Origin of the sequence: Dinoroseobacter sp. S375 (genome assembly GCF_049800775.1) — a bacterium.
GTDB lineage: Bacteria > Pseudomonadota > Alphaproteobacteria > Rhodobacterales > Rhodobacteraceae > Dinoroseobacter.
Map to the genome: position 1 here is coordinate 392,441 of NZ_JBNAFR010000003.1, position 23,141 is coordinate 415,581.

General features: G+C 63.7%; 24 protein-coding genes. 7 read left to right on the forward strand and 17 right to left on the reverse strand.

The features are described 5' to 3' along the window. Positions 1-8: 8 nt before the first annotated feature. From ACP150_RS09710 to ACP150_RS09760, 11 genes are all read right to left on the reverse strand, one after another. A complete protein-coding gene (locus tag ACP150_RS09710; RefSeq protein ID WP_424966407.1) occupies positions 9-134 on the reverse strand; it encodes a hypothetical protein in 126 nt (41 codons plus the stop codon). Further along, the gene (locus tag ACP150_RS09715; protein WP_424966408.1) at positions 131-1,432 is read right to left on the reverse strand and encodes a c-type cytochrome; all 1,302 of its coding nucleotides are present in this window, start codon (positions 1,430-1,432) and stop codon (positions 131-133) included. Before ACP150_RS09715 ends, ACP150_RS09710 begins: the two co-directional genes overlap by 4 nt. A gap of 4 nt (positions 1,433-1,436) precedes the next feature. Continuing rightward, a complete protein-coding gene (locus ACP150_RS09720) occupies positions 1,437-2,645 on the reverse strand; it encodes a formate dehydrogenase subunit gamma (protein ID WP_424966573.1) in 1,209 nt (402 codons plus the stop codon). 162 nt (positions 2,646-2,807) lie between these two features. Continuing rightward, a complete protein-coding gene (locus tag ACP150_RS09725) occupies positions 2,808-3,701 on the reverse strand; it encodes a hypothetical protein (RefSeq protein WP_424966409.1) in 894 nt (297 codons plus the stop codon). A gap of 208 nt (positions 3,702-3,909) precedes the next feature. Further along, positions 3,910-4,848 (reverse strand): hypothetical protein, encoded by a 939-nt coding sequence (locus ACP150_RS09730; protein ID WP_424966410.1) that lies wholly within the window; start codon positions 4,846-4,848, stop codon positions 3,910-3,912. A gap of 134 nt (positions 4,849-4,982) precedes the next feature. After that, a complete protein-coding gene (gene fdh3B / locus ACP150_RS09735; RefSeq protein WP_424966411.1) occupies positions 4,983-5,576 on the reverse strand; it encodes a formate dehydrogenase FDH3 subunit beta in 594 nt (197 codons plus the stop codon). A 12-nt stretch (positions 5,577-5,588) separates the two neighbouring features. Continuing rightward, positions 5,589-8,564 carry a formate dehydrogenase subunit alpha gene (locus ACP150_RS09740; protein WP_424966412.1) on the reverse strand — a complete coding sequence of 992 codons (2,976 nt, stop codon included), beginning with the start codon at positions 8,562-8,564 and terminating at the stop codon, positions 5,589-5,591. A gap of 148 nt (positions 8,565-8,712) precedes the next feature. Beyond that, entirely contained in the window at positions 8,713-8,910 is a 198-nt protein-coding gene (locus ACP150_RS09745; protein ID WP_424966413.1) for a ubiquinol-cytochrome c reductase iron-sulfur subunit N-terminal domain-containing protein, read from the reverse strand. Between the two features lie 83 nt (positions 8,911-8,993). Next, positions 8,994-9,602: a TorD/DmsD family molecular chaperone gene (locus ACP150_RS09750; protein WP_424966574.1), complete on the reverse strand. Its 609-nt coding sequence runs from the start codon at positions 9,600-9,602 to the stop codon at positions 8,994-8,996. 43 nt (positions 9,603-9,645) lie between these two features. Further along, on the reverse strand, positions 9,646-10,299 hold the full coding sequence (locus tag ACP150_RS09755; RefSeq protein WP_424966414.1) for a DUF3306 domain-containing protein: 654 nt from the start codon (positions 10,297-10,299) through the stop codon (positions 9,646-9,648). Beyond that, on the reverse strand, positions 10,296-10,862 hold the full coding sequence (locus ACP150_RS09760) for a DUF3305 domain-containing protein (RefSeq protein WP_424966415.1): 567 nt from the start codon (positions 10,860-10,862) through the stop codon (positions 10,296-10,298). The genes ACP150_RS09755 and ACP150_RS09760 overlap by 4 nt, the downstream gene beginning before the upstream one ends. A gap of 354 nt (positions 10,863-11,216) precedes the next feature. Here ACP150_RS09760 and ACP150_RS09765 point away from each other — a divergent pair, with 354 nt between their 5' ends. After that, positions 11,217-13,178: a 4Fe-4S binding protein gene (locus ACP150_RS09765; protein WP_424966416.1), complete on the forward strand. Its 1,962-nt coding sequence runs from the start codon at positions 11,217-11,219 to the stop codon at positions 13,176-13,178. Here the strand turns inward: ACP150_RS09765 and ACP150_RS09770 are convergent. Continuing rightward, on the reverse strand, positions 13,172-13,939 hold the full coding sequence (locus ACP150_RS09770; RefSeq protein WP_424966417.1) for a hypothetical protein: 768 nt from the start codon (positions 13,937-13,939) through the stop codon (positions 13,172-13,174). The two genes, ACP150_RS09765 and ACP150_RS09770, sit on opposite strands and share 7 nt — an antisense overlap. Positions 13,940-14,041: 102 nt before the next feature. On the opposite strand from ACP150_RS09770, the gene ACP150_RS09775 reads away from it, so the two are divergent. From ACP150_RS09775 to ACP150_RS09800, 6 genes are all read left to right on the forward strand, one after another. Beyond that, positions 14,042-14,239, forward strand: coding sequence for a DUF6494 family protein (locus tag ACP150_RS09775; RefSeq protein ID WP_424966418.1), 198 nt, complete (start codon positions 14,042-14,044; stop codon positions 14,237-14,239). Continuing rightward, positions 14,236-15,312, forward strand: a complete 1,077-nt coding sequence (locus ACP150_RS09780) for an Mrp/NBP35 family ATP-binding protein (protein ID WP_424966419.1) — start codon at positions 14,236-14,238, stop codon at positions 15,310-15,312. Before ACP150_RS09775 ends, ACP150_RS09780 begins: the two co-directional genes overlap by 4 nt. Next, positions 15,309-16,043, forward strand: coding sequence for a DUF4444 domain-containing protein (locus tag ACP150_RS09785; protein WP_424966420.1), 735 nt, complete (start codon positions 15,309-15,311; stop codon positions 16,041-16,043). Before ACP150_RS09780 ends, ACP150_RS09785 begins: the two co-directional genes overlap by 4 nt. Then, complete coding sequence (locus ACP150_RS09790; protein WP_424966421.1) at positions 16,040-16,519, forward strand: DUF6505 family protein; 480 nt, start codon at positions 16,040-16,042, stop codon at positions 16,517-16,519. Before ACP150_RS09785 ends, ACP150_RS09790 begins: the two co-directional genes overlap by 4 nt. 191 nt (positions 16,520-16,710) lie before the next feature. Then, positions 16,711-17,340: a Crp/Fnr family transcriptional regulator gene (locus ACP150_RS09795; protein ID WP_424966422.1), complete on the forward strand. Its 630-nt coding sequence runs from the start codon at positions 16,711-16,713 to the stop codon at positions 17,338-17,340. Positions 17,341-17,396: 56 nt separating this feature from the next. Beyond that, positions 17,397-18,503, forward strand: a complete 1,107-nt coding sequence (locus tag ACP150_RS09800; protein ID WP_424966423.1) for a CaiB/BaiF CoA transferase family protein — start codon at positions 17,397-17,399, stop codon at positions 18,501-18,503. Here ACP150_RS09800 and ACP150_RS09805 read toward each other — a convergent pair. The 5 genes from ACP150_RS09805 to fliF form a co-directional block, all read right to left on the reverse strand. Continuing rightward, complete coding sequence (locus ACP150_RS09805; protein ID WP_424966424.1) at positions 18,500-19,729, reverse strand: Coenzyme F420 hydrogenase/dehydrogenase, beta subunit C-terminal domain; 1,230 nt, start codon at positions 19,727-19,729, stop codon at positions 18,500-18,502. The two genes, ACP150_RS09800 and ACP150_RS09805, sit on opposite strands and share 4 nt — an antisense overlap. Positions 19,730-19,805: 76 nt before the next feature. Next, positions 19,806-20,540 carry a flagellar type III secretion system pore protein FliP gene (gene fliP, locus ACP150_RS09810; protein ID WP_424966425.1) on the reverse strand — a complete coding sequence of 245 codons (735 nt, stop codon included), beginning with the start codon at positions 20,538-20,540 and terminating at the stop codon, positions 19,806-19,808. Positions 20,541-20,542: 2 nt separating this feature from the next. Beyond that, positions 20,543-20,812, reverse strand: a complete 270-nt coding sequence (locus tag ACP150_RS09815; RefSeq protein WP_424966426.1) for a FliM/FliN family flagellar motor switch protein — start codon at positions 20,810-20,812, stop codon at positions 20,543-20,545. Then, positions 20,805-21,413 carry a hypothetical protein gene (locus ACP150_RS09820; protein WP_424966427.1) on the reverse strand — a complete coding sequence of 203 codons (609 nt, stop codon included), beginning with the start codon at positions 21,411-21,413 and terminating at the stop codon, positions 20,805-20,807. Before ACP150_RS09820 ends, ACP150_RS09815 begins: the two co-directional genes overlap by 8 nt. A gap of 1 nt (position 21,414) precedes the next feature. Continuing rightward, positions 21,415-23,094, reverse strand: a complete 1,680-nt coding sequence (gene fliF / locus ACP150_RS09825) for a flagellar basal-body MS-ring/collar protein FliF (protein ID WP_424966428.1) — start codon at positions 23,092-23,094, stop codon at positions 21,415-21,417. Positions 23,095-23,141: the final 47 nt, after the last annotated feature.

Genomic DNA, 23,141 nt, shown 5'->3' on the forward strand with positions numbered 1-23,141 from the left:
GCGCGCGCTCAGCCGCCCCGGACCCAGGGGCTGGTGGTCTGGCTCTCGGTGGAGAAGCCGAAATTGTCGAGCACATAGGGCGCGGCGAAGGTGATCACGGCGGTCGCCACGAAGGCCAGCAGCATGGGTTTCATTCTGTCTCTCCCTTGGGTGTTGTATTGGCCTGCAGGAAGGCGATCAGATCATCGCGATCCTGCGGTTTGGTGATGCGTTGCATGGGCATCTTGGTGCCCGGTGTGTAGTTGTCCGGCCCGAGATCGAAGAGCTTGTCGACCGTTTCGGCGGACCAGACGATGTCCGAGTTCTTCAGGCTCTCGGAATAGCTGTAATCGGGCAGCGCCCCGGCCTCGCGCCCGAACAGACCATAGAGCGACGGCCCCGCCCGGCGTTGCCCGTCCGGGCCCAGCGTATGGCAGATCGCGCATTTCCGGTTGAACTGGCGTTCGCCATTCGAGGCGGTCTCAGTGCCATTCAGGAATTTCTTGCCGCTGACATCCATCTGCGGCGCGTCCGAGGGGCGGTCCGTGGGCCAGCTGTAAAGCGCCTCGTCGAGCCCGCCCGCCAGAAGGTTCTCGCCATCGGGCGAGAAGCTCAGCGCCCAGATCGGACCGCGCGTCGTGGCGCGAAAGTCCGAGCCGATGGACCAGTCTGCCGTGTTCAGCAGCGAGATGTAGCCTTCGCCATCGCCCATCGCCAGCAGGCTGCCATCGCGTGATTGCGCCAATGCAAGGATCGGACGGCGGCCCAGGGTGATATCGGCGATCTCGGTCCCGCTGGCCAGATCGAGGACCCGGGTGACCCCATCGACGGAGCCATAGGCGAGCCAGCCCGCCGCCTCGTTCACGACCATCCGATTGATCCCGAAGCCGTGGCGCAGCAGGATCCGTTTCTCGGTTCCCTCGACCACGTCCCAGGCGCGCAAGGTCCCGTCGATAGAGGCCGAGAGCAGCGTCGCGCCCCCCTCGATCCAGGCCACGGCGTTTACTCCGGCATCATGCCCGCTCAGCACGCGGGGTGCGGCCCCGTCGCGGGACCAAAGCGTGATTGTCCCGTCCCAGCTCGCCGAGGCGATGACGCGCCCGTCCGGGCTGACCGCCAGGTCCGACACCTTGCCCAGATGACGCCCGAGCTCTTCGGTCGTGCCCGTCTCGAGATCCCAGAGCAGCACGGCGAAATCGTCCCCCGCAGAGACCAGGGTCTGATCATCGACAAAGGCCACGGTTTTGACCGCCGCCTCATGGCCATCCAGCCAACGCGGCTCGCGCGCCTGCCAGAGCCCGACCGCGTTGTCGAAGCTGGCCGTGGCAACCGTCCCGGAGGGGGACACCGCCACCCCCATGATCGGGCCGCCATGCCCCTTGAGCGTATAGAATTCCCCAGCCGGGGCGAGGCCCGGCCAGAGTGCGCAACACAGCGCGATCCACAGCCGCATCGGGCTACTCGGCAGGGGCCGCCGACGGGGATTTTGGCGCGGCCGCTTCCTTGGCCTTCACCTCGTCCACCCAGAGGGAGTGGTGCTCGCGCGCCCACTGCTCTTCGACCTGGCCGGAGCCCATGGCGTCATAGGCGCCCTCCATCCCGACGGACCCGATATAGATATGGGCGAGGATGATCGCCATCATCACGAAGGCGACGATGGAGTGCCAGAGCTGCGCGTATTGCATCTCTTCATGGGGTGCGAGCTGCTCCGGCAGGATGCCGAACCCGAGCATTTCCGGGACGCCCGTGCTGTTCAGCACCGCGAAGGTCTTGGCGAACATCGGCATCTCGAAGGGAAAGAGCAGCGACAGACCAGAGATCGAGATCGATCCACCCAGCAGGATCACGGACCAGAAGATCACCTTCTGGCCGGCATTGAACTTCTTGGCGGGCGGGTGAACGCCCTTCTTGAAGATCCCGCCGCCCACGGCGATCCATTTCAGGTCGGTCTTGTTGGGGATGTTCTCTTTGATCCAGAGCACGAGGATCATCAGGATCGCCAGCATGAAGGCCCATGAGATGTTGTTATGTACCCATTTCGAGGCCCCGGCGAGCACGGCAAAGCTGTCCTTGCCGAAGACCGGGATCAGGTAGAGCCGCCCGAATAGCGAGACGAGGCCGGTGATCCCCAGCACGATGAAGCTGCCCGCGAGGAGCCAGTGGGCAAAGCGCTCGATCGATGCAAAGCGCTGGATCGTTCGCCCGGTCTTGGTCCCGTCGATGGTGATCCGACCGCGCAGTAGAAAGAAGAGGGCGAGCGCGCCAAGGGTCCCCAGGAGCAGGTAGCCGCCATATTTCAGCAGAGGGCCCTGACGGAACTCCAGCCACCACATGCCGCGATCCTGGATCAGGACGCCCGTGGCCGGGCCCCGGGCCGAAACGGTCACATCCGCCGTGCCGTAGCGCAGGGCGAGATACACATCGCTATCCGACGCCCCGCCCAGCGTGCCCAGCTGCGTGGCCATGTCGGCGGCATTGTTGCCCGTACTGTCCAATCGGTAGGAAAGGTCGACATTCTCGCCGCGTTGCCGGGCCAGAATGTCTTCCAGCGTGGGGGCTCCGCCCGTGGAGGAGCGGTCCGGCTCGGTTGCGGTTGGGGTGTCCTGGGCTGGTGCCATGCTAACAAGGGTCAGCGACAGCACGAGCGCAAGCAAGCTGCGTAAAATCATCGTGGCCTCCCATTTTGATGCGGTTCTGAGCCGCAAATATGTACTGAAGAGTAGGTTTTTTGAGCCGACTGTCCATCGAATTCCGGTCGCGACTATAGGCGCTCGGGCTGGGGGGCGTTAGGGGGCAGCCGCCGCGAAAGACGCGACTTTGGTGCCGGGTCAGTCGCGCATGGAATCCTTGATCCGCACGACTTCCTTGTAGGCGGTGGCGGCCTTCTGGAATTCACCGCGGGCCTCGTGAAACTGGGCGAGAGCCTCGGTGAAGCGCGCGACCCAGATCGGATAGCCGATGCTTTGCGCGATACGCTGACCCTCGGTGAGGGCCGCGCTGGCGTAGTCCATCTCGCCGCGCTTGTGCTGTGCGATGCCAAGCTGGTGCAAAAGCTGACAGATGGCACGCTGATCGCCGTCGGTCCGCGCAACATCGAGCCCCTCTTCCAGATGGGGCAGCGCCTCCACCGGGCGATCCAGGGCGATATAGGCGGCGCTCAGGACCTCATGGGTATAGGGCAGGATCACGCGGCTCTTGAACTGCCTGGCAAGGGCAAGCGCCTGCTCGGCACGGGCGGCGGCCTCGTCGTATTGCGTTTCGTAATGCAGGGCGCGGGCGTAGTTATGCTCCACCCGGGCGCGCTCGGCGCCCTTGGCAAGGTTCAGGGCATTCTCCAGCGCATGCCGGGATTCCTCGACCCGCCCGCGATAGCGTTGAATGGTCGATTGCGTAATGTAGAGATCCACCATGGTTTCGTCCGGGATCGTGTCATCCACGAGCTCGAACCCCCTGCGGACCATCCGGCTCGCGAAATCCCTGCGCCCGGCGCTGTAATGCACGACGCCGAGCAGAGAGAAGACATCCACCAGGAGATGCTTGGCGATCTGCCGGTCCATTCCCTGCTTGGCCTGCAGGCAGTAGGAGGCGGTCTTCTCGAAATCACCGCGCCACTTGGCCTGCCATGCCAGCGTGCGCAACGCGCTGCACCGGGCAAGCAGGTCACCGCTCGTCTGTTGCTCAACGAGCGCCAGCGCCTGACGCGCCAGCTCCTCGCTGCGCACGCGGTCTGTCCATCTGCATTCCCAGGCGAGCCGGGTCAGCAATCTGGGATCGGGTACGCGTGCCTCAGAGGGCACACGATCGGTGCGTTGCATAGGGACCTATTTTCGGTACGGTGTTCTCCTATGACAATAATGAAGCAATCCGCGAAAAATCCATTGAAAAAATCAAATACTGCCAGAGATTTTTTTCATGAATGCGATCGGCATTTTAGGAATCCGACGCTGCGGCGGCTTTGAGAACCCGCGTCCACTGCTTGTCATACAGGAAAAGCCAGTCCTGCGGTGAGCTGCGCAGGAAGGCTTCGAGCCCGGATGCGATATCCTGTGTCGTGGTCTCGATGCTTTGCGGCGTGAGGGGGGCCGCAAGCTCCAGCGAGATGGTGGTCTCGGTCTGCACGGCCATGGCCGGGAGGATCGGGCTCTTGAGCTTGCCGGCAAACCGCGCAGGCCACCCTGCCATGCTTACGGGCTGGCCGAAAACCTCCACGCGCACGCGATCGCGGGTCTTGTCATAGGACACCCCGTCCGGGGGTGGGCGCTGGATCCGGTCGACGACACCGACCACAAGCATCCCTGATTTCAATGCCTTGAGGACCGCCCGCGCGACGGAGGCCTCGGGCGTGCGGCGCACGTCGATGCAGTCGCATCCCAGATGGACATAGTAGCTGTGCTGGGTCTCGGCGCGCGCGTCCTTCTTGCTCTCGCGTACGAGCATCAGGGTGGGATAGCGTGCCGCGAGCCCTCGGACCATCGCGATCGAGGCCTGACAATGGGGCATGACCAGCACCGCGCCCCGCCCTTTGCCGAGGGCAGCGTCCAGCTTGGCGGCCTCGGGGATCTCGAGCATCGCGTCGAGCGCCTCGGTCTCGCCATTGCGCAGCATCTCCATCCGTTCGAGACCCAGCTGCATGCGGTTGACCCAGGCGTGGTGCATCGCGGTGGGGTTCGGATTGCCGAGGATCCGGGCCAACGCGGTGTTGGTGGGTTTCATCGGGGCCCCGGGCAGGTGGTAGGCGATCCGCAACATCAACCCGAACCCGCCATAGCCCGCCCGTTCGACCCAATGGGGCGCGTTGCGCATCCGGCGCAATCCGCCATCGAAGAGAAACCAGATCCGGTCTTTGAAACGGGTAAAACTCAGTGCCACGGAGAAAGTCCTGCGTCGGGGGCCGCTCTAGATGTGGCCTGCCGCGCGCGGGCTGTAAAGCCCCGCATTGGCCAAAGAAAAACGCCCCGCGCGGTGAGCCCGGGGCGTTTCATCAGATCGTGATCAGAGGAGCGTCAGCCGCCCTTCTGCTCATAGGCCGTGCCCCAGCCCCATGCGCCGGAGCCGAAGCCACGGGCCACCACGCGCTCGCGGTAGATGCCCGAGACGACGTCGCCGTCACCGGCCAGCAGCGCCTTGGTGGAGCACATCTCGGCGCAGATCGGCAGCTTGCCTTCCGCGACGCGGTTGCGCCCATACTTGGCGAACTCGGCGGTGGAGTGGGTTTCTTCCGGGCCACCGGCGCAGAAGGTGCACTTGTCCATCTTGCCGCGGGATCCGAAATTGCCCGCTTGCGGGTACTGCGGCGCGCCAAAGGGGCACGCGTAGAAACAGTAGCCGCAGCCGATGCACAGATCCTTGGAGTGCAGCACCACACCGTCATCGGTCTGGTAGAAGCAGTCCACAGGGCACACGGCCATGCAGGGCGCGTCGGAACAATGCATGCAGGCCACGGAGATCGACCGTTCGCCGGGCTGACCATCATTGATGGTCACCACGCGGCGACGATTGATGCCCCAGGGCACCTCGTGCTCGTTCTTACACGCTGTGACGCAGGCATTACACTCAATGCAGCGTTCAGCGTCGCAAAGGAACTTTGCTCTTGCCATAGGTCGCTCTCCTTACGCCGACCAGATTTTGCAGAGAGTGGCTTTCGTCTCTTGCATCTGGGTTACGCTGTCATAGCCATAGGTTTGGGCGGTGTTGGTGCTTTCCCCAAGGACATAGGGGTCCGCGCCATCGGGGTATTTGGACCGCAGGTCCTCGCCCTCGAGATGCCCGCCGAAGTGGAAGGGCATGAACGCCACACCGGAGCCGACCCGTTCGGTGACCATGGCCATAACCTTGACCTTGCCGCCCTCGGGGCCTTCGACCCAGACCTGTGCCCCGTCCCGAATGCCGAGATTGTTGGCATCGCGCGGGTTGATCTCGACGAACATGTCCTGCTGAAGCTCTGCAAGCCAGGGGTTCGACCGGGTCTCGTCACCGCCACCCTCATACTCGACCAGACGGCCGGAGGTGAGGATGATCGGATAGTCCTTGGAGTAGTCGTTCTTCTGGATCGACGCGTACATGGTGGGCAGACGGTAGAATTTCCGGTCCTCATAGGTCGGATAATCCGCCACCAGGTCACGACGGTTGGTGTAGAGCGGCTCGCGGTGAACCGGCACCGGATCCGGGAAGGTCCAGACGACCGCACGGGCTTTGGCGTTCCCGAAGGGCGCACACTCATGCTTGATCGCGACCCGCTGGATGCCGCCCGACAGGTCGGTTTTCCAGTTCACCTTGGCCACCTTGTCGTCGTAGTCGGACGGGAAGGGCGACATGCCCGCCTCGCCGACTTCGGCGGTGTAGTCGGCAAAGCCTTCGACGCCCGCAGCCTTGGCGATATACGCCCGCTCGTTGGGTGTCAGGTCACCATCCCAGCCCAGATCCTTGAGCATCTGATAGGTGAACTCGGGATATCCGTCCTGGATCTCCGAGCCCGCCGAGTAGACGCCTTCGGCCAGCAGGTTGTCGCCATCCCGCTCGACGCCGAACCGGGCGCGGAAGGTCAGACCCCCCTCGGAAACCGGCTTGGACATGTCATAGAGGTTCGGGGTGCCCGGATGCTTCATCTCCGGCGTGCCCCAGCATGGCCACGGCATACCGTAGTAATCGCCATCCGCGGGACCACCCACAGCCTGCAGCGTCGTCTTGTCGAACGTATGCTGGTTGGCCATGTGCAGCTTGATCCGCTCCGGCGACTGGCCCGTGTAGCCCACGGTCCACATGCCTGCGTTGAACTCGCGCGTGACACTCTCGATGTTCGGCGTGTTCTCGTCGTCCATCTCGATATTGCGGAAGAACCGGTCGGCGAAGCCGAACTTGTTCGCGAAGAGGCCGATGATCTCGTGATCGGTCTTGGACTCGAAGAGCGGGTCCATGATCTTGTCACGCCACTGGATCGACCGGTTGGATGCGGTGACCGAGCCATAGGTCTCGAACTGCGTGGCTGCCGGCAGCAGGTACACGCCATCCTCGCGATCATGCAGAACCGCAGAGACCGTCGGGAACGGGTCCACCACGACAAGCATGTCGAGTTTCTCCATCGCCGTCTTCATCTCTTTCATACGGGTCTGGGAGTTCGGGGCGTGGCCCCAGAGCACCATGGCCCGCACGTTGTTCGGCTGATCCATGTTCTCGGGATCTTCAAGGATACCGTCGATCCAGCGGGACACCGGAATGCCCGTCAGGTTCATCAGGTTCTTGTCCTTGCCATCGGCCGCCTTGACCGTCTGGAACTGACCCTTGAGCCAATCGATATCCTCGCCCCAGACCCGTGCCCAATGGGCCCAGGAGCCGGCTGCAAGGCCGTAATAGCCCGGCAGGGTGTGGCTGAGAACGCCGAGATCCGTCGCGCCCTGCACGTTGTCATGGCCGCGGAAGATGTTGGTGCCGCCACCGGAGGTGCCCATGTTGCCCAGCGCAAGCTGGAGCACGCAATAGGCACGGGTGTTGTTGTTACCCGTGGTGTGCTGGGTGCCCCCCATGCACCAGATCACGGTGCCGGGACGGTTATTGGCGAGGGTCCGGGCCACGCGCTGCAGCTGGCTGCCGGGCACGTCAGTGACACGCTCGACTTCCTCGGGCGTCCACTTGGCCACTTCTTCCTTGATCTGGTCCATCCCCCAGACGCGGGTGCGGATGAACTCCTTGTCCTCCCAGCCGTTCTCGAAGATGTGCCACAGGATACCCCAGACGAGCGCCACGTCCGAACCGGGACGCATGCGGACATACTCGTCGGCATGGGCCGCGGTGCGCGTGAAGCGCGGGTCGCAGACGATGACGGGGGCGTTGTTCTGCTCCTTGGCCTTCAAAAGGTGCAACAGCGAGACGGGGTGCGCCTCGGCAGGGTTGCCGCCGATGATGAAGATGGCCTTGGACTTGTGGATGTCGTTGTAGCTGTTGGTCATGGCGCCGTAGCCCCATGTGTTCGCAACACCCGCAACGGTGGTGGAGTGACAGATCCGCGCCTGGTGATCCACGTTGTTCGTGCCCCAGTAGGCCGCGAACTTGCGGAACAGGTACGCCTGTTCGTTGTTATGCTTGGCCGAGCCGAGCCAGTAGACGCTGTCCGGACCGCTTTCGTCCCGGATCTGCATCATGCCGTCGCCGATCTCGTTGATCGCCTGTTCCCAGCTGATGCGCTTCCACTCACCACCCTCTTTTTTCATCGGGTACTTGAGGCGGCGCTCGCCATGGGCGTGCTCGCGCACCGCGGCGCCCTTGGCGCAGTGGGCCCCGAGGTTGAACGGGCTGTCCCATCCGGGTTCCTGACCCGTCCAGACACCGTTCTGCACTTCGGCGATCACGGTACAGCCGACCGAGCAGTGGGTGCAGACGGACTTGACGGTCTCGACGGCCCCTTTCACGGCGGTAGCTGCATCTGCTTTCGTTACTGTCCCTCCGGTTGCGCCGATCGCAGCGAGGCCACCAATGGCCAGGCCGGATGTGCGCAGGAAGCTACGTCTGTCGACGGTCTTCTCCGCGAGGTTTGACAGGAGCGTCGTCCGCTGGGGGCGTCGCGCAACCCCGTTGGTCTTTTTCCTGAGCATTTTCGTTCTCCTTGCTCGCGCCACGCGGTCTGCACGTGAGCTTGCTTGGGTTGGCTTTGGCTCCAGTCAGTCGGGCGTCACGCAACCAGTCGCTGGAACGGTTTTTGGCCTCCGACCGAGAAACCCCGGGCGGCAGCAGATGTCGCGCCTAGAAGCGCGCGCTGTCGAGATAGGCGCGGGTATGCGCCGTATCGCGCAGGCCTTCGCCAGCAGCGTCGGGCGTTGCCGCCTCGGCGGCATCGGGCGCGAGCGCCACGGCAGCCGCAGCAGCGGGAACCGAGGTCGACGCGAGCTTCAGGAAGTCGCGGCGGCTGGCGGTTTCGCCGGCTTTGCTTTGCTTGGACATGTGTCTCCTCCGTGTGTCCTGGCTGGGGTGACGGCCCCGGCTGGGTGGTCTGGCTTGGGCAAACGCCCTGGCTGGGAGCCTTGTCAGTCGCTTGTCATGCGAAAGGCTTCGGATTCGATGGCCATGAAGGCCTTGCCGGTGGCGCCGACGGCGGCATAGAGCACCGAGTTCTTGGCAGCCTCGAGATCGGCAAAGAAATGACCGGCCCAGAGGCCGATATGCTTGTTGTAAAACTCTTTCTGTTTCGCCACCGGGGCCGGTTCGCCGAAACGCCCGGTGATCAGCCCGGCCATGATCTCCATCATGGAGGCGATGTTGTCCTCGGGTTCGTAAACATTCGGTGCACGGGTGATCTGCAGCGCCGCCATGTCCCCGCGCAGGGTCGCCAGCGGCTTTTCATTCAGGAACCCGGTCAGGTAGTAGCTCGCATAGGGCAAAAGCTCGCCGCGCCCGAGCCCGATGAACAGGGCGTTGAACTCGCTCTCGACCGCGCGGGCCGAGGTGACCTTGGCGATCCGCGACAGGGCCCCGATCGCCTGACCGAGCTCGCTGTCATCCCCCGACAGGCTCGCGGCCTGCTTGAGCAGCGCGGCATTGGGCGGACCCGCCAGCAACACTCCGAGAAAGTCGTAGAGATCCGCGCGCAGCTTGTCTTCTTCGGCAATCTGCAGGCTCTGGGCAGTGGCGGTCATCGGTGTCCTCTCGGCGTCATCTGTCATGTCTTGCTCTCTGCGCTCACGTATCAAACTGAAAACGCAGACGCCGCCGCGAGGGCGGTGTTTCTGTCGATGAAGTCACGCCGGGATCCGTGTCTGTCCCGGCAACTGTATCAGCAGGTTCCGAAGGGGCCTCTGCGACGAAGGTCGTAGATCCGGGCGTTTCGGTCTCGGAATCAGGGGTTTCCGCAGGGATCGCCTGCGACATTTCCACCGGTGGGGGCGCGTCGGCCTCTGCCTCCGGGTCGATCTCGCCATTGGCGATGGCCTCTTTGCGGGCCATTTCCTCGACATGTCTCAGCATGCCCTTGCCGACCTGATAGGCGGTCTGCATGTTTTCGACGACCATCGCGCTATCGGTGAAATCCTCACCGTAATCCAGCAGCCCGTCCACATTGGCCAGAAGCGGGTTGCTCAGCCAAAGCTTGCGCAGGGCGCGGCGGCGGATCCGGTCCGGCACGGCCGACTGCATGAAGGCCGAGAAGTCATCGCCGGGCTGCAGGGTGTCCGGATCCGGCAGGCCAAGCTCTTGCAGGACGACCTCATCGGGCTGCTCTTCCATCGCGGCCTTTTCGGCGGCGCGCTCGGAGCGGAGTTCCTCCGCGACCTCGGCCTCGGTCTCGGCGGCAACGCGGGCCTTGCGCCGCGACCAGAAATCCCCGGTATCGCTCAATGGACCCGCCCGGCCCGGCGGGGCGCGCGGTAGACATCCGAGAGCTGCTGGATCCGGGAATCGCCCTTGCCATCCTCGCTCAGGTCGATGCGCTTCTTGTCCCGGCGGCGCTTCACGAAGACCTCGTCCTCGTGATGGGCGCTGATAAAGTCGCGGATCATGGCGATCAGGGCAGGCGGGGTCGGAACCCGCTCGACAATCTCTTCGCCGCTATCGGTGTAATCCTGAGCCTCGTAGGGCGAGGCGGTCACGAGCAGCAGGTCAAGCTCATGCTCGGCCTCGGGATCCTCGGTCGCGCGCATGATCACATAAATCGACGGCTCGTCCACATTCAGGCCGGTCTGATACGCTTCGGTGTCCGTGCGCCACAGCTCAAGCGGCAGGGTGGCGGCATGATACTCGACACTCTCGCCTTCGCGGCGCATCTCGCGCCAGTCGGCCTCCGGCGCACCGGGCAGCACGGCAACAGCGCGCCAGGACCACTTGGCCCACCGGGTGACCCCCGGCACTCGCCGTACAACCACTCCGAGGGGAATGGTGAGCGATCGCTCCGATGTGTCCATGAGTCCTCCCGACTCCGAGGGCGTTTTCTTGTTGCGGTTTTTCTGCGCCCTCGCCTCTAGGATGAAACGATTTCGGGGTAACTGCAAAGCAAAAAACCGGCATCGCGACCTCGCGGAGGTCAGGGCGCGCAGGACTTTGGTCGATGTTTTTGCGCAAGAAACTGGTTTTGCTGGAAAAGATGATTGTTGTATATGGGTTTAGCGCGCGACGCCGACAGCGGCCTGGCTGCGTGCTGTTTGCATTGTGCAAAGGTCTCGGTCTGATTCGCCTTTACCATCCCGGGAATTCGTGACTTTGTGAGGCCGTTCGAGCCGCCAAACCGGGCGCGTTCGCGGGAGGAGGGGGAAGGCGGCATGCCCAAGACGCTGTTATTATGCGATTGTCTCGGCACGCAAACGGTGGATGCCGATGCGCTCTCCGAGGCGACCGGGATGGCCTGCAGCAAGGTGCATACCGGGCTCTGCATGCATCAGACGGAGGCTCTGGCCACCGCGATTGCCACCGGTGAGACGGCTGTGGCCTGCGCCCAGGAGACCCAGCTTTTCGAGGAACTGGCCGAGGATCTCGGGGTCGAGGCCCCTCTGACCTTCGATTTGCGGGACCGTGCAGGCTGGTCTGAGCAGGGCGCGGAGGCTGGCCCCAAGATGGCCGCGCTGGTCGCGGATGCGTTGATCGAAGCCCCGGCGACCCCGGCAGTGGACATCTCCAGTGCGGGCCAATGTCTGATCCTCGGTCGCCCGGAGGTTGCGCTGGCCGCAGCTGAGCAATTGGCCGAGCATCTGAGTGTCACGGTCCTGCTGGAGACGGCTGAGGATCTGCCGCTGCATCGGGGCTTTGATGTTGTCGTTGGCAAGCTGCGCAGTGCGACGGGCTCGCTGGGTCAGTTCGCGATCACGCTGGATGCCCTTCAACAGGTGCAGCCGGGCGGGCGCGGGGCCTTTGCCCTGACGCCACCGCAAGACGGGGCGCGCACCGAGTGCGATCTGGTCCTCGATTTGCGCGGCGGCGCGTCGCTCTTTCCTGCACCGGAAAAGCGCGACGGCTATCTGCGCGCGGATCCGGGTGCGCCGAACCTGGTGGCGGGGGCCGTGCTGGCCGCAAGCCACATGGTCGGAACCTACGAAAAGCCGCTCCATGTCGGGCTGAGCCAACCGCTCTGCGCCCATTCCCGTGCCGGGCAGGAGGCGTGCCGCAACTGTCTCGACATTTGCCCCACGGGCGCAATCAGCCCGGATGGCGATCACGTCACCATTGATCCGATGATCTGCGCGGGCTGCGGGGCCTGTGCCGCGCTCTGCCCCTCCGGCGCGATCACGGCGCAGGATCCGCCGGTGCCGTACCTAATGCGGCGCGTGGGGGCGATGGTGCAGGCCTATACCAAAGCGGGCGGAACCGCGCCGCGGCTTCTGGTCCATGATGCCGGGCACGGGGCCGAGATGATCGCGCTCTCGGCGCGGTTCGGACGCGGGTTGCCTGCGGATGTGATCCCGATGTCGCTGGAAAAGGTGTCAGGCTTTGGCCATGCCGAAGCGCTCGGTGCGCTGGCCAGCGGTTTTGCGGCGGTCGATGTCCTGATCGCGCCGACGACCGAGCGCGAGGCGCTGGATCGCGAGGTGGCGCTGGCCAATGCGCTGAGCGACACCTCGCGGATGGGGCTGATCGATGTGGCCGATCCCGATGCGTTGTCCGATCACCTCTATGGCGCCGATGTCGCCCCCAACGCGGTCCAGCCGGTGCTGCCCATGGGCGACCGGCGGCAGATCACGCGGCTCGCAGCCAAGGCCCTGCATGGATCCGAGAGTGATGCGGTCCTGTCCCTGCCGGAAAACGCACCTTACGGGGCCGTGCTGGTCGATACCAACAGCTGCACCCTGTGCCTGTCTTGTGTCTCGCTCTGCCCCTCGGGGGCGCTGACGGACAATCCGGACATGCCGCAGCTCAAGTTTCAGGAGGATGCCTGCCTGCAATGCGGTCTCTGCGCCGATATCTGTCCGGAAAAGGCGATCGCGTTGGAGCCGCAGTTCAATCTGGGCGACAGCGCCCTGAGCGAAGTGGTCAAGCATGAAGAAGAGCCCGCCGCCTGCATCGAATGCGGTGCGCTGTTCGGGGTGAAATCGACCATCGAGAAGATCGTCGAAAAGCTCGAGGGCAAGCACCACATGTTCGCCAATTCAGACGCCGCAAAGATGATCCGGATGTGCGACGACTGCCGGGTCAATGCCCAGTTCCACAGTCAGAACAATCCCTTCGCGGGCAATGAACGCCCCAAGCCCCGGACCACGGCGGACTATTACAGCGACCGCAAGGATCACTGATGCCGGATCGGAGCCCCCAGATCGGCTGGCGCCATGGTGGCGACATAAGCCAGGATCTCGTCGAGTTCCTCGAGGGTCATGCTCAGCGGGTGGATCGGCGAGGGCAGGCCCGGATCGAAGGGCGCGGTGACCTCCGCGATCTGGGTGAAGGCCGGGTGCGGGTTGAGGACGTAGAAGGTCTCGAACCGCTCCTGCCAGTTGGGGAAGCTCCGCAGGAGGCCGAAGGACGGCGTGGAGCCGATGCTGTTATGGCGGTTTTGCGGCCCGATCACGTGGCAGCGCCCGCAATGGACCAGCGACAGGCTGATCCCCTCGGTGGTGTCGCGGCTCAGATCACGGGCCACGGCCTCGACCGGGCGGTCCGCGGCGGCGGTGAACCCCGCGCGCCCCTCGGGCGCAAAGCTCGCAATCGTGCGCTTGCCGACATCGGAGGTCAGCCAATCCGCGAACCGCGCCGCATGGGCGTCGCCTTCGGGGACCGTCAGCGACCAGGTCTCATCGCCCGAGGCGATCACGTCCTGCGCGCCCGCCGCCCCGCCGGGCACAAGCTGCGCTGCGCCCGTCTCGGCGGTCTCGGACAGGGTCACGCGGGTGTTGGTTTTCATGGAAAACCGCGGCAGCAGAAACTTGATCAGACCGGCCTCGACCAGTGCCGGATCCGCATGGAGCGTGAACCGCTTCTCTTGGGCGCTGGCGCTTGCCGCCGCCCCAACTATCCAGAACAAAAGCACAAAACACCGTGCTTGTGTGCGGGTCAGCATCCGGAACCTCCCGTTATGGCTGCGCGGAGTGCCAGCCTAGACGGGCACTGAGCGATCCGTCAACAACAGGGCCGTCACCGGCCAAAGCAAAGGACCGAAGCCATGAGCGATGACTTCAACATGACGATGCGCAAGTTTCTCAAACAGGTGGGCGTGACCTCGCAGCAGGCCATCGAGGAGGCGATGCGCAACGCCGAAGACACCGCTGGCAAAAGCTTCGAGGCCAAGATGGTCCTGACGATCGAAGGCGTTGACCTAGAACATACGGTGACGGGCACAATCGAAGGACCGAGCACATGACACTGACACGGGATGATGTTCTGGACACGCTCAAGCAGGTCAAGGATCCGCTGGGCGGTGGCGATCTGGTCTCGGCCGGCATGGTGCGCGCGCTGACCGTGGACAGCGGGGCGGTCCGCTTCGTGATCGAGGTGGATCCCAAACGCGCCGCCGAGATCGAACCCGCACGGCTCGAGGCGGAAGAAAAGCTCAAGGCGCTGGCCGGGGTTGCCAGTGTCTCGGCGGTGATGACGGCTCATTCCGCGCCCGCTGCGCCGCCGGACCTCAAGCCGCGCAATGCGGCCAAGACCTCCGAGCCGAAGGGCCCGCAGAAGATCCCCGGGATCGACCGGATTGTCGCCATCGCGAGCGGCAAGGGCGGGGTGGGCAAATCCACCGTGGCTGCCAATCTCGCCACGGCGCTGGCCGCCGAAGGGCGCCGGGTCGGGTTGCTGGATGCCGATGTCTACGGACCCAGCCAGCCGCGTATGCTGGGGGTCTCCGGCCGCCCGGCAAGCCCGGATGGCAAGACGATCCTGCCCATGCGGAACCATGGCGTCACGATGATGTCGCTGGGTCTGATGATGGGCGAGGACGAGGCCGTGGTTTGGCGCGGACCGATGTTGATGGGGGCGCTGCAGCAGATGCTGAGCCAGGTGCAGTGGGGCGCGCTCGACGTGCTTCTGGTGGATCTGCCGCCCGGGACCGGCGATGTGCAGATGACCCTGGCCCAGAAGGCCGATGTCACCGGGGCAATCGTCGTCTCGACGCCGCAGGACATCGCCCTGCTCGACGCCCGCAAGGGGATCGATATGTTCAACAAGCTGGGCACGCCGATCCTCGGGATGATCGAGAACATGAGCACACATATCTGCTCGAAATGCGGCCATGAAGAGCACGTCTTCGGCCATGGCGGTGTCGGTGCCGAGGCTGCCAAGCTGGGCGTGCCGGTCATGGCAGAGATCCCGCTGGATATGTCGATCCGCATGGCTGCCGATGGCGGCGCGCCGATCGTTGTTTCGACCCCCCACGGGCCCCAGGCCGAAGCCTTTCGCAAGGTGGCACGCCAGTTGATCGCAGACGGAAACGCATGAACGCGCCGACGCCCAGCTTCCCGCCGCTCTTTGTCGGCATGCCTGTCGCCGCGCAGGCCGACCCGTTTGCCAAGGCGATTGCCGAGGCGACCTTGGGCTGCGACTCCGGCCTTATCGTCTATGCCGAGGGCAGTGACCGGCTGCGGGCGGCGATCGTCTTTGCACCTGAGAGCTCGCTGGATCAGGCGATGGCGATCCTTCCGGCCTGCGGGGTCGGGTTCCAGAACGCGCTGGGGGCCCTCGCTCCCCCCGAGGTCGCGGTCCACTTGGATTGGGATGGCCGCGTTTTCGTAAATGGCGCGCGCTGCGGCGGGTTGCAGGTGGCCGCGTCCCATCAGGAGGGCGATGCGGAACCCGACTGGATCGTGGTCGGCCTCGAGATCCCCTTTCTGCCTGAGAACCCGGATTCGCCCGGCGCCACGCCGGATTCCACCTCGCTCTATGAGGAAGGCTGCGCCGAGGTCGATCAGACCCTCTTGCTGGAGGCGTGGGCCCGGCACACGTTGGTCTGGATCAGCCGCCTTGAGGAGGATGGCGTGCGCGCCCTGCATGGGGAATGGCGGGGGCTTGCGCGCAATCTCGGCGAGGATGTGACCGTCCACTTGGGCGATGACACCCATGAGGGCACCTTTCTGGGTGTCGATGAGCATTTCGGAATGCTGCTGCGGGTCGGGGATGTCACCACATCTCTGCCTTTGCGCAGCGTCCTTTCCACAGGAGACGCCCCGTGAAACTGGCCAGAGCGATCCACTTCGATGAGAGCGACCAGCGTGTCTATCACTCCCCCGCGCGCACCGGCGAATGGTGTCTGAGCGGGGGGTTCGAATTCTCGAACTGGGGTGAGGCGGATCTGGTGGGCAAGGCGCGGCAGGCCTTTGCCAATGGCTGGCTGGGGCTCGAGACCTTTGGGCGGGTGACCTTCGTGGCCGTCACACAGGTCGAGCAGGCCGAGATCGACGGGCTCGAGACGGCGCTCGCCCAGCACTTCGTGGACCTCTATGGCGCGCCTTCTCTCGAAGCAGCGCGCAGCGTTGCGGCCGAAGAGATCGCGCAAATGATCGAGCTCTGCGAAGATCACGACCCCAACACGTTGTTGACCGTGGCGCGGGACCTCAGCGAGAGCGGCGTGCGCGAAGCCTATCGGGTGATCAAACCGGATGCGGCCGGTCTCGATCAGTTTGCAATCCACGGATCTCTCGACGATTGATTATGCTGCGGCGCGGCATGCTGTCTCACGACCAATGTCGTGGTTCGACAAATCCACAAAATTGATACAGGTCAAGGGAACTTTGCACATGCAGCATTTATAATGTTGCTGTCCCCAATAGAGGCCTGTCCATGTCCTTCGTATCTGCTCTGCAACTTGCCCGCTTCCTTCCAGGGGCGGAATGGCAAGGATTGACGGATGCATGTCTGCAGGACCTTGCCCAACTCGCCTCGATCCAGAGTTTCGCACAAGATGACGTTCTGGGTGATGGAACTTATATTGTTTCCGAAGGGCTTATCGGTGTCATGCGTGGCGCGGATGCGGATCGGAGCGCGGTCACAGCACTTTATCTGGTCGGCGATCTGGTCGATCTGCACCCCGGGCCTTTCGATGCGATGGACCGTCTGGTCGCGCTGCGGCCCACCCGCGCGGTGGTGTTCTCCGCTCAGGGCTTTGATGCTGCGATGCAGCGTCACAAGGAGCTGGCCCTGATTGCCTGTGCCAATCTCAAGCGGCAGTCCTTCAACCTGCGGGAGCACGCCGCCGAGCTCTATATCAAGGCGCCGGACCAACGGCTTGCGGCGTTCCTTCTCTGGCTCGAAGAGGTGACTGGGGCCAGCGAGGCCAGCCTTGGCTTCGATCTGCCCATGCGGCGCTACGATCTGGCACGCTATCTGGGCATGCAGCCGGAAACTCTCAGCCGCAAGATCAAGGCGCTGGTCTCCGAGGGGGCCATTTCGCAGCGCTCGCCGAGCCGTCTGGTGATCGAAAGCCGATCCGCCCTGGAAACGCTCGCAGCAGGCCTGCGCCGGGTCGCCTGACAGACGCGCTTGCGCTCGGGCAGGCCTGCGCTACCCTCGGATGTGAGGGGGCCATCATGACACCATTGAACGGTTTGAAAGTCGTTGAGCTTGCACGGATTCTGGCGGGGCCCTGGATCGGGCAGAGCCTTGCGGATCTCGGCGCCGATGTCACCAAGGTCGAGGCACCGTCGGGGGATGACACCCGCCAATGGGGGCCACCCTTTGTCGAGCGGGATGGGGACCGGAGTGCCGCTTATTTCTACAGTGCGAATCGGGGCAAACGGAGCGTCGTCGCTGATTTTCGGACGCCCGAGGGGCTCGCGAAGGTGCGGGCGCTGGTGGCGGAGGCGGATATCCTGATCGAGAACTTCAAGGTCGGAGGTCTCGCGAAATACCAGCTCGATTACGCGTCCTTGGCCGAGTTGAACCCGCGACTGATCTATTGCTCCATCACCGGGTTTGGGCAGGACGGGCCCTATGCGCACCGTGCGGGCTACGACTTCATGATCCAGGGCATGAGCGGTCTGATGTCGATCACCGGCGAGGCCAACGGGATGCCGCAAAAGGTCGGCGTGGCAGTGACGGATATTGTGACTGGGCTTTACGGGACCATCGGGGTTTTGGCGGCGGTGGAACAACGGCACCGCACCGGGCGCGGGCAGCATGTGGATATGTCCCTGCTCGATTGCGCGACGGCGCTTCTGGCCAATCAGGCAATGAACCAGCTTGTAACCGGTCAGCCGCCGGTGCGGCAGGGCAATGCCCATCCGAATATCACACCGTATCAGGTTTTTGCGACTTCGGATGGCCATGTGATCATTGCCGTGGGCAATGATGGCCAGTTCGAAAGGCTCTGCACGGTGCTCGATCTGCCGGGGACGGCTGCGGACCCGCGCTTTGCATCAAATGCGGCGCGGGTGGCCCACCGGGAGGTCTTGACCGAGCTTCTGTCCGGTCGGATTGCGCGGTGGGGCTCCGATCCGCTGCTGACAGCGCTGGAGGCGCAGGGCGTTCCCGCCGGCCCCATCAATCGATTGGATCAGGTGTTCGCGGATCCACAGGTTCTGGCGCGCGGTTTGGAAATCTCCCCCGAAGGAGTTCCCGGCGTGCGCGGGCCGTGGCGGTTCTCGGACGCGGATCTGGCACTCGACCGTTCCGCGCCGGTCTTGCCCTGCGGCTAGTCCTTGTGGGTTTCGCCGGTTTCGGGTGTCAGGTCATAGGGGGCGGCGAGGTCCCACACATGTTTCGGGATCATGTAGCGCATGCGTTTTCGGTGGGCGCGCCGGAGATGAAGGATGCTCTCGACCGCTTTCATCTCGACTCGGGCGCGGGCGAATTCGAGCCCTTTGGGGCCGATCCGGGGCATGAGCCAGCCGACAATCCCGCGCGCCCAATCTGGCATCTTGCGCAAGGGCAATCCGCCTGCGGCTCGGGCCGTGTTCTGCGCGAACCCTTTCACAGAGCCTGCACGCTTACCAGACGACCCGGGTTCCGCCAGTCGCACCTCATCGCCTAGGGCGGCAAGCAACTCCTCGCCCCGTTTGTTGCGCGCGATAACCCATTGGTCGCCCTCGCCCCCCATATACCCGACCGTGATGTCCGCGAGCGAATTGGTGTAATCGACGCATGTGCGGCAGGTCATCGGAAAGAAGTTCGATGGCAGATCAGAAAGTGGCAGTTTCAGAAACGGGATGTCCCGCTCGGTGCCATCGTCGAAGCGCAGCTCCACATGGTAATCTGCGCGGAACTCGAGATATGTGATCCGCTCAGGTTGGTCCGAAAGCCGTGCGAGAAATTCGTGGAAGTTCTCGGTCGTCGTGTTGTCGGAGCATGGGGTGCCGATGACGTAAAGAGCATCGAGGCCCAGGTCCCGCTCTATCGACCTGAGGGCGTAGACCTGACACGGGATGCCGACGACTGCGAGCCGGGTCAGGCCCTGCTCCGCGGCGGGTTCCAGAAGTGACAATAAGGGCGCGTAGCCCATGCGCATCCCGCGAAGATGGTGGACCTCCGCCGGGTCTGTGACGATTACGGGTTGCGGGCGCCATGTGTCGTCCGGGTGCGGGCCGACCCCGAGGATCGCATCCACCTTGCCGGTCTCCAACAGTTTTTGAGCCAGCCGCGTGGTGAGCCCCGTCCATTGGGCTCCGGGTTTGGGGTCCCTCAACGCGGCTCTGTACATGGCGCGGAACGGACCGAAGAAGGCTTCATCCGCGCGCTTTGCATCGCGGGCCCGTCCGTGGACCTGAAGTTCCATGGTCGGGTAGTCGGGTTTGATGAATTGGCAGGCGGCACCGCATTGGCCCGCGCGTTTGCCACGGGACAAACCGCAATCCGTGCAGAGGCTCCGGGGCAGCGCCGGGCCCGGAGTAGGCGCCCAAATGGCGGGAGGCGTGGAATCGAGCATGTAAGATCCGTGTCTGTCTGAGAGTTCAGACTGCCGGAACGACAATGAATGTCAACCTAAGTTTACACTTGGCGCGTCACATATAGCTGCGCAGTAAGGCCTCTGAGATCAAGGTCCACCCATCTGCCACAACGAAGAAGGCCAGTTTGAAAGGCAGAGAGACGATGGCCGGAGGGACCATCATCATGCCCATGGACATCAGGATCGCGGCCACGATCAGATCGATGATCAGGAAGGGCAGGAAGATGAGGAAGCCGATCTGAAATGCTTTCTCGATCTCGCTCAGCAGGAACGAGGGCACTAGAACAGACAGGGGAGGCTCGCTGGGGTCAAAGGGCGCGACACCGGGCGTCTCCATCCTCAGATTTCCGAGACGTTCCAGTGTCTCCACTTCGGTACGGGCTTGCATGAAGCGGACAAAGGGCTCGATCCCGCGCTGAAACCCGGTCTCCCAATCGAGCTCCCCATCCACCAGAGGCTGGATCCCGACATTCCAGGCTTCGCGAAAAACCGGGTCCATCACGAAATAGGTCAGAAACAGCGCCAGACTGATGATCAGCATGTTGGGCGGAGACTGTTGCAGCCCGATGCCTTGCCGCAAGATGGACAAGACCGTGACCATGAAGGGAAAGCAGGTGATCATGATTGCGAGCCCCGGCGCGATGCTGAGCACCGTGATCAGGGCAATGATCTGGAATGTGCGCGCCGAAAGGGACGTCTCATCCCCGAGATTGATCGCCAGTTCCTGCGCGGAGGCACCGGTTGCCAGGCCCAGCACCGCCAGGACGCTCAGGATCAGGCAAAACCGCATGGTCAGACGACGCGCTCCGGGGAGATCACCTCGGTCAGGCGCACGGAGAGACGATGGCTTTCGGTATCCTCTTCGAGGACCCCGCGCGCGATCAGGTGCGAGCCGACATAAAGCTCCACCGGATCTTCGATTTTCTTGTCGAGCAAAAGCACCGCGTCCTTTTCGAGCGCGAGAAGCTCCCGAACGGTTGGGTGGGCCTGCCCCACCGAAACGCTCAGAGCGATCGGAACGCCTACCAGCGGGCTGTCGGCGCGTGCGGGAAGATCATCCATGGGCCTGCTCCGTTTCCAGGTTGGCATAGAAGGCGCTTGCCGCGTTTTTGATCTGGGTCAGCAGACCCGAGGCATCCACATCATGGATCTCATGCCCGAGACAGAACCGAACCTGCCCCTGACTGAAGGACGACTCCGTCCGCAGCACAACCGGCAAGCGGTCCTGGCCCGCGAGGAGGCGCTTCATCATGTCCTCGTCCTCGGGCGCGCATATCAGATCGACGGTTGCTTGGCTTTGCGCTTCGATGATGGGCAACAGAAGTTCTTCAAGCAATTCCTTATAGTTGGACTGCATCAACTCCGGAACGACCTGCCGTACGAGTGTTTCGACGAGAGGCTTCAGCGAGAGGCAAACCTGCCGCCGGGCCTCGAGGAATGTGAAGGACAGTTCCTCGAGATTTCGCGCAAACTCAGCGGAGATATGCGTGTGCTCCATCTCGCTGGACTTCAGGGCATCATCCCAACCGGCCTGATACCCGGATTCGTAGCCCGCAAGCCGGGAGCTTTCCAGGTCGCCATTCTGAGCGGCTTGGCTCGCAGCCGCCGTGTGATGGGTCGATTGGGGCGTGTCGAGGAAGTCCTCGAGAGACAAGACATTCATGTTAGCGTACCTCCTCGCTGTCATTGATCCACGAGCTTAGGATTTCGATCGTTTCGCTTTCGCGATCCTTGATGAGTTGGCGCAGCCGGGTCACCGGATCGAGCTCCTGTTCCGGCGCGGCCAGAGCGGCGGCGTTGGTCGACTGGAGGTCCGGACTGTCGCTGACCTCCCCCGTCAGGACCCGGGGCGCCTCCGCGCTTGCGGTCGAGGCGGGGGCTGCGATTGCGGGTGCGGCCGTATAGGTCGGGCCACCGGCAGCGCGCGCAGCTGCGCGGCTTTCCGGAGCCGGGGCAGGGAGCCCTGTTTCAGGAGTAGCGGCGAGTTGCGCGGGTGCGTTTGCAGGTCGCAGGATGGGGCGGATTACAAAAAGCCCGAGAAACAGGGTGACCAGAGCCAGTGCCCCCATCTGCACCAAGGACATGATGTCGAGCTGCGGAGGCGCGAACCACGCAGGCTGTTCCAGAGGTGGCCCCACGGGAGCCCCCGGCATCTCCATGGATTTGATCGTGATCACATCGCCGCGGGTTTCGTCGAACCCTACGGTCGACTTGACCAGATCCTCAAGCGCGATCAATTCAGCCTCAGGGCGCGGCGCGAACGAAACCTCTCCATCCTCGCCGACGGTCTGCATGCCGTTGACGAGCACGGCGACCGTCACGCGTTTGACGGCACCGGGATTGCGCTCAATCTCGCGCTTTGTCTCCGAAACCTCGTAGTTCACGCGCTCGCGCGTTTCGGTTTCGTTCTGGGAATCATTCGCCGAATTTGAAGTAGCGTCCCCATCGGGGAGGTTGCTGGACACGGACACGGCACCCTCGGCATCTCGACTGCTTTGCAGAAGGCTTTCAGTAACTTCCGTGCTCACCGCAACAGCGCCATCAGGATCAACGGTGCGTTCGAAGATGCGTTCCCGGTCCAGTTCCGTGTCGAGATTGACCTCGACAATCGCGTTGCCGGGGCCGACTCGCGCTTCGAGCAGCCGTTCAATCCGCAGTTTCAACGCGTCTGATCGCGTCGCCTGCTCAGCCGCGGCGGAAACCGGACCGTCACCGGTCAGCATCGTGCCACTGACCGCGTCGATGATGGACACGTTTTCAGGTGTCATTCCGGCCACCGCCGAGGAGACAAGATACCGAAGCGCGTCCGCTTGCCCGGCGCTGAGGGCGCCGCGCGCGGGGGTCAGGAAGACCGAGGCGGTTGGCGCCTTGCGGGCCTCGAACGGGCGCGCGCTCGCTGCAGAGACATGGACTCGCGCGGTGCGGATTGACGGGCTGGATGCGATGGTCCGCGCAAGCTCGCCTTCTTTGGCGCGCCAATATGTTGCGTCGAACATCTGGGATGTCGTTCCGAACCCGCTGATATTGTCGAGCAACTCGTATCCGCCGCCTCCAGCCGCGGGGAGTCCTTCATTCGCAAGCGCGATTCGCAGCAGGTCCTGCTGGGCGCGATCCACGTAGATTCCATTGCCGCGCACCTCGAATGGTACGCCGCGTTGCTCGAGATTCGCGACGACTTCTCCCGCCGCCGCAGGCTCAAGCCCCGAATAAAGAAGCGCGTAATCTGGGGCCATAGCTGTTCTTGACAGGGCAATAAGCGCCCCGAACACACCAATAACCGCAGCCGCAGCAATCATCTGGTTCCGCAAACCGATCCCGGTCCAGGTTGCGCGCAATTGCTCCATGACTGTTCTTTCCCTTCTGACCTTCTGGTCGTCGCTGAACTCAAGCT

What these genes read in the sequence shown, in the direction of transcription:
- ACP150_RS09775 (WP_424966418.1), top strand. Translation starts at nt 14,042, where the DNA reads ATGAGCGATGACTTCAACATGACGATGCGCAAGTTTCTCAAACAGGTG.
- ACP150_RS09765 (WP_424966416.1), top strand. Translation starts at nt 11,217, where the DNA reads ATGCCCAAGACGCTGTTATTATGCGATTGTCTCGGCACGCAAACGGTG.
- ACP150_RS09715 (WP_424966408.1), bottom strand. Translation starts at nt 1,432, where the DNA reads ATGCGGCTGTGGATCGCGCTGTGTTGCGCACTCTGGCCGGGCCTCGCC.
- ACP150_RS09750 (WP_424966574.1), bottom strand. Translation starts at nt 9,602, where the DNA reads ATGACCGCCACTGCCCAGAGCCTGCAGATTGCCGAAGAAGACAAGCTG.
- ACP150_RS09710 (WP_424966407.1), bottom strand. Translation starts at nt 134, where the DNA reads ATGAAACCCATGCTGCTGGCCTTCGTGGCGACCGCCGTGATCACCTTC.
- ACP150_RS09745 (WP_424966413.1), bottom strand. Translation starts at nt 8,910, where the DNA reads ATGTCCAAGCAAAGCAAAGCCGGCGAAACCGCCAGCCGCCGCGACTTC.
- ACP150_RS09815 (WP_424966426.1), bottom strand. Translation starts at nt 20,812, where the DNA reads ATGGATGATCTTCCCGCACGCGCCGACAGCCCGCTGGTAGGCGTTCCG.
- ACP150_RS09805 (WP_424966424.1), bottom strand. Translation starts at nt 19,729, where the DNA reads ATGCTCGATTCCACGCCTCCCGCCATTTGGGCGCCTACTCCGGGCCCG.
- ACP150_RS09820 (WP_424966427.1), bottom strand. Translation starts at nt 21,413, where the DNA reads ATGAATGTCTTGTCTCTCGAGGACTTCCTCGACACGCCCCAATCGACC.
- fliP (WP_424966425.1), bottom strand. Translation starts at nt 20,540, where the DNA reads ATGCGGTTTTGCCTGATCCTGAGCGTCCTGGCGGTGCTGGGCCTGGCA.
- ACP150_RS09740 (WP_424966412.1), bottom strand. Translation starts at nt 8,564, where the DNA reads ATGCTCAGGAAAAAGACCAACGGGGTTGCGCGACGCCCCCAGCGGACG.
- ACP150_RS09780 (WP_424966419.1), top strand. Translation starts at nt 14,236, where the DNA reads ATGACACTGACACGGGATGATGTTCTGGACACGCTCAAGCAGGTCAAG.
- ACP150_RS09760 (WP_424966415.1), bottom strand. Translation starts at nt 10,862, where the DNA reads ATGGACACATCGGAGCGATCGCTCACCATTCCCCTCGGAGTGGTTGTA.
- ACP150_RS09785 (WP_424966420.1), top strand. Translation starts at nt 15,309, where the DNA reads ATGAACGCGCCGACGCCCAGCTTCCCGCCGCTCTTTGTCGGCATGCCT.
- fdh3B (WP_424966411.1), bottom strand. Translation starts at nt 5,576, where the DNA reads ATGGCAAGAGCAAAGTTCCTTTGCGACGCTGAACGCTGCATTGAGTGT.
- ACP150_RS09800 (WP_424966423.1), top strand. Translation starts at nt 17,397, where the DNA reads ATGACACCATTGAACGGTTTGAAAGTCGTTGAGCTTGCACGGATTCTG.
- fliF (WP_424966428.1), bottom strand. Translation starts at nt 23,094, where the DNA reads ATGGAGCAATTGCGCGCAACCTGGACCGGGATCGGTTTGCGGAACCAG.
- ACP150_RS09770 (WP_424966417.1), bottom strand. Translation starts at nt 13,939, where the DNA reads ATGCTGACCCGCACACAAGCACGGTGTTTTGTGCTTTTGTTCTGGATA.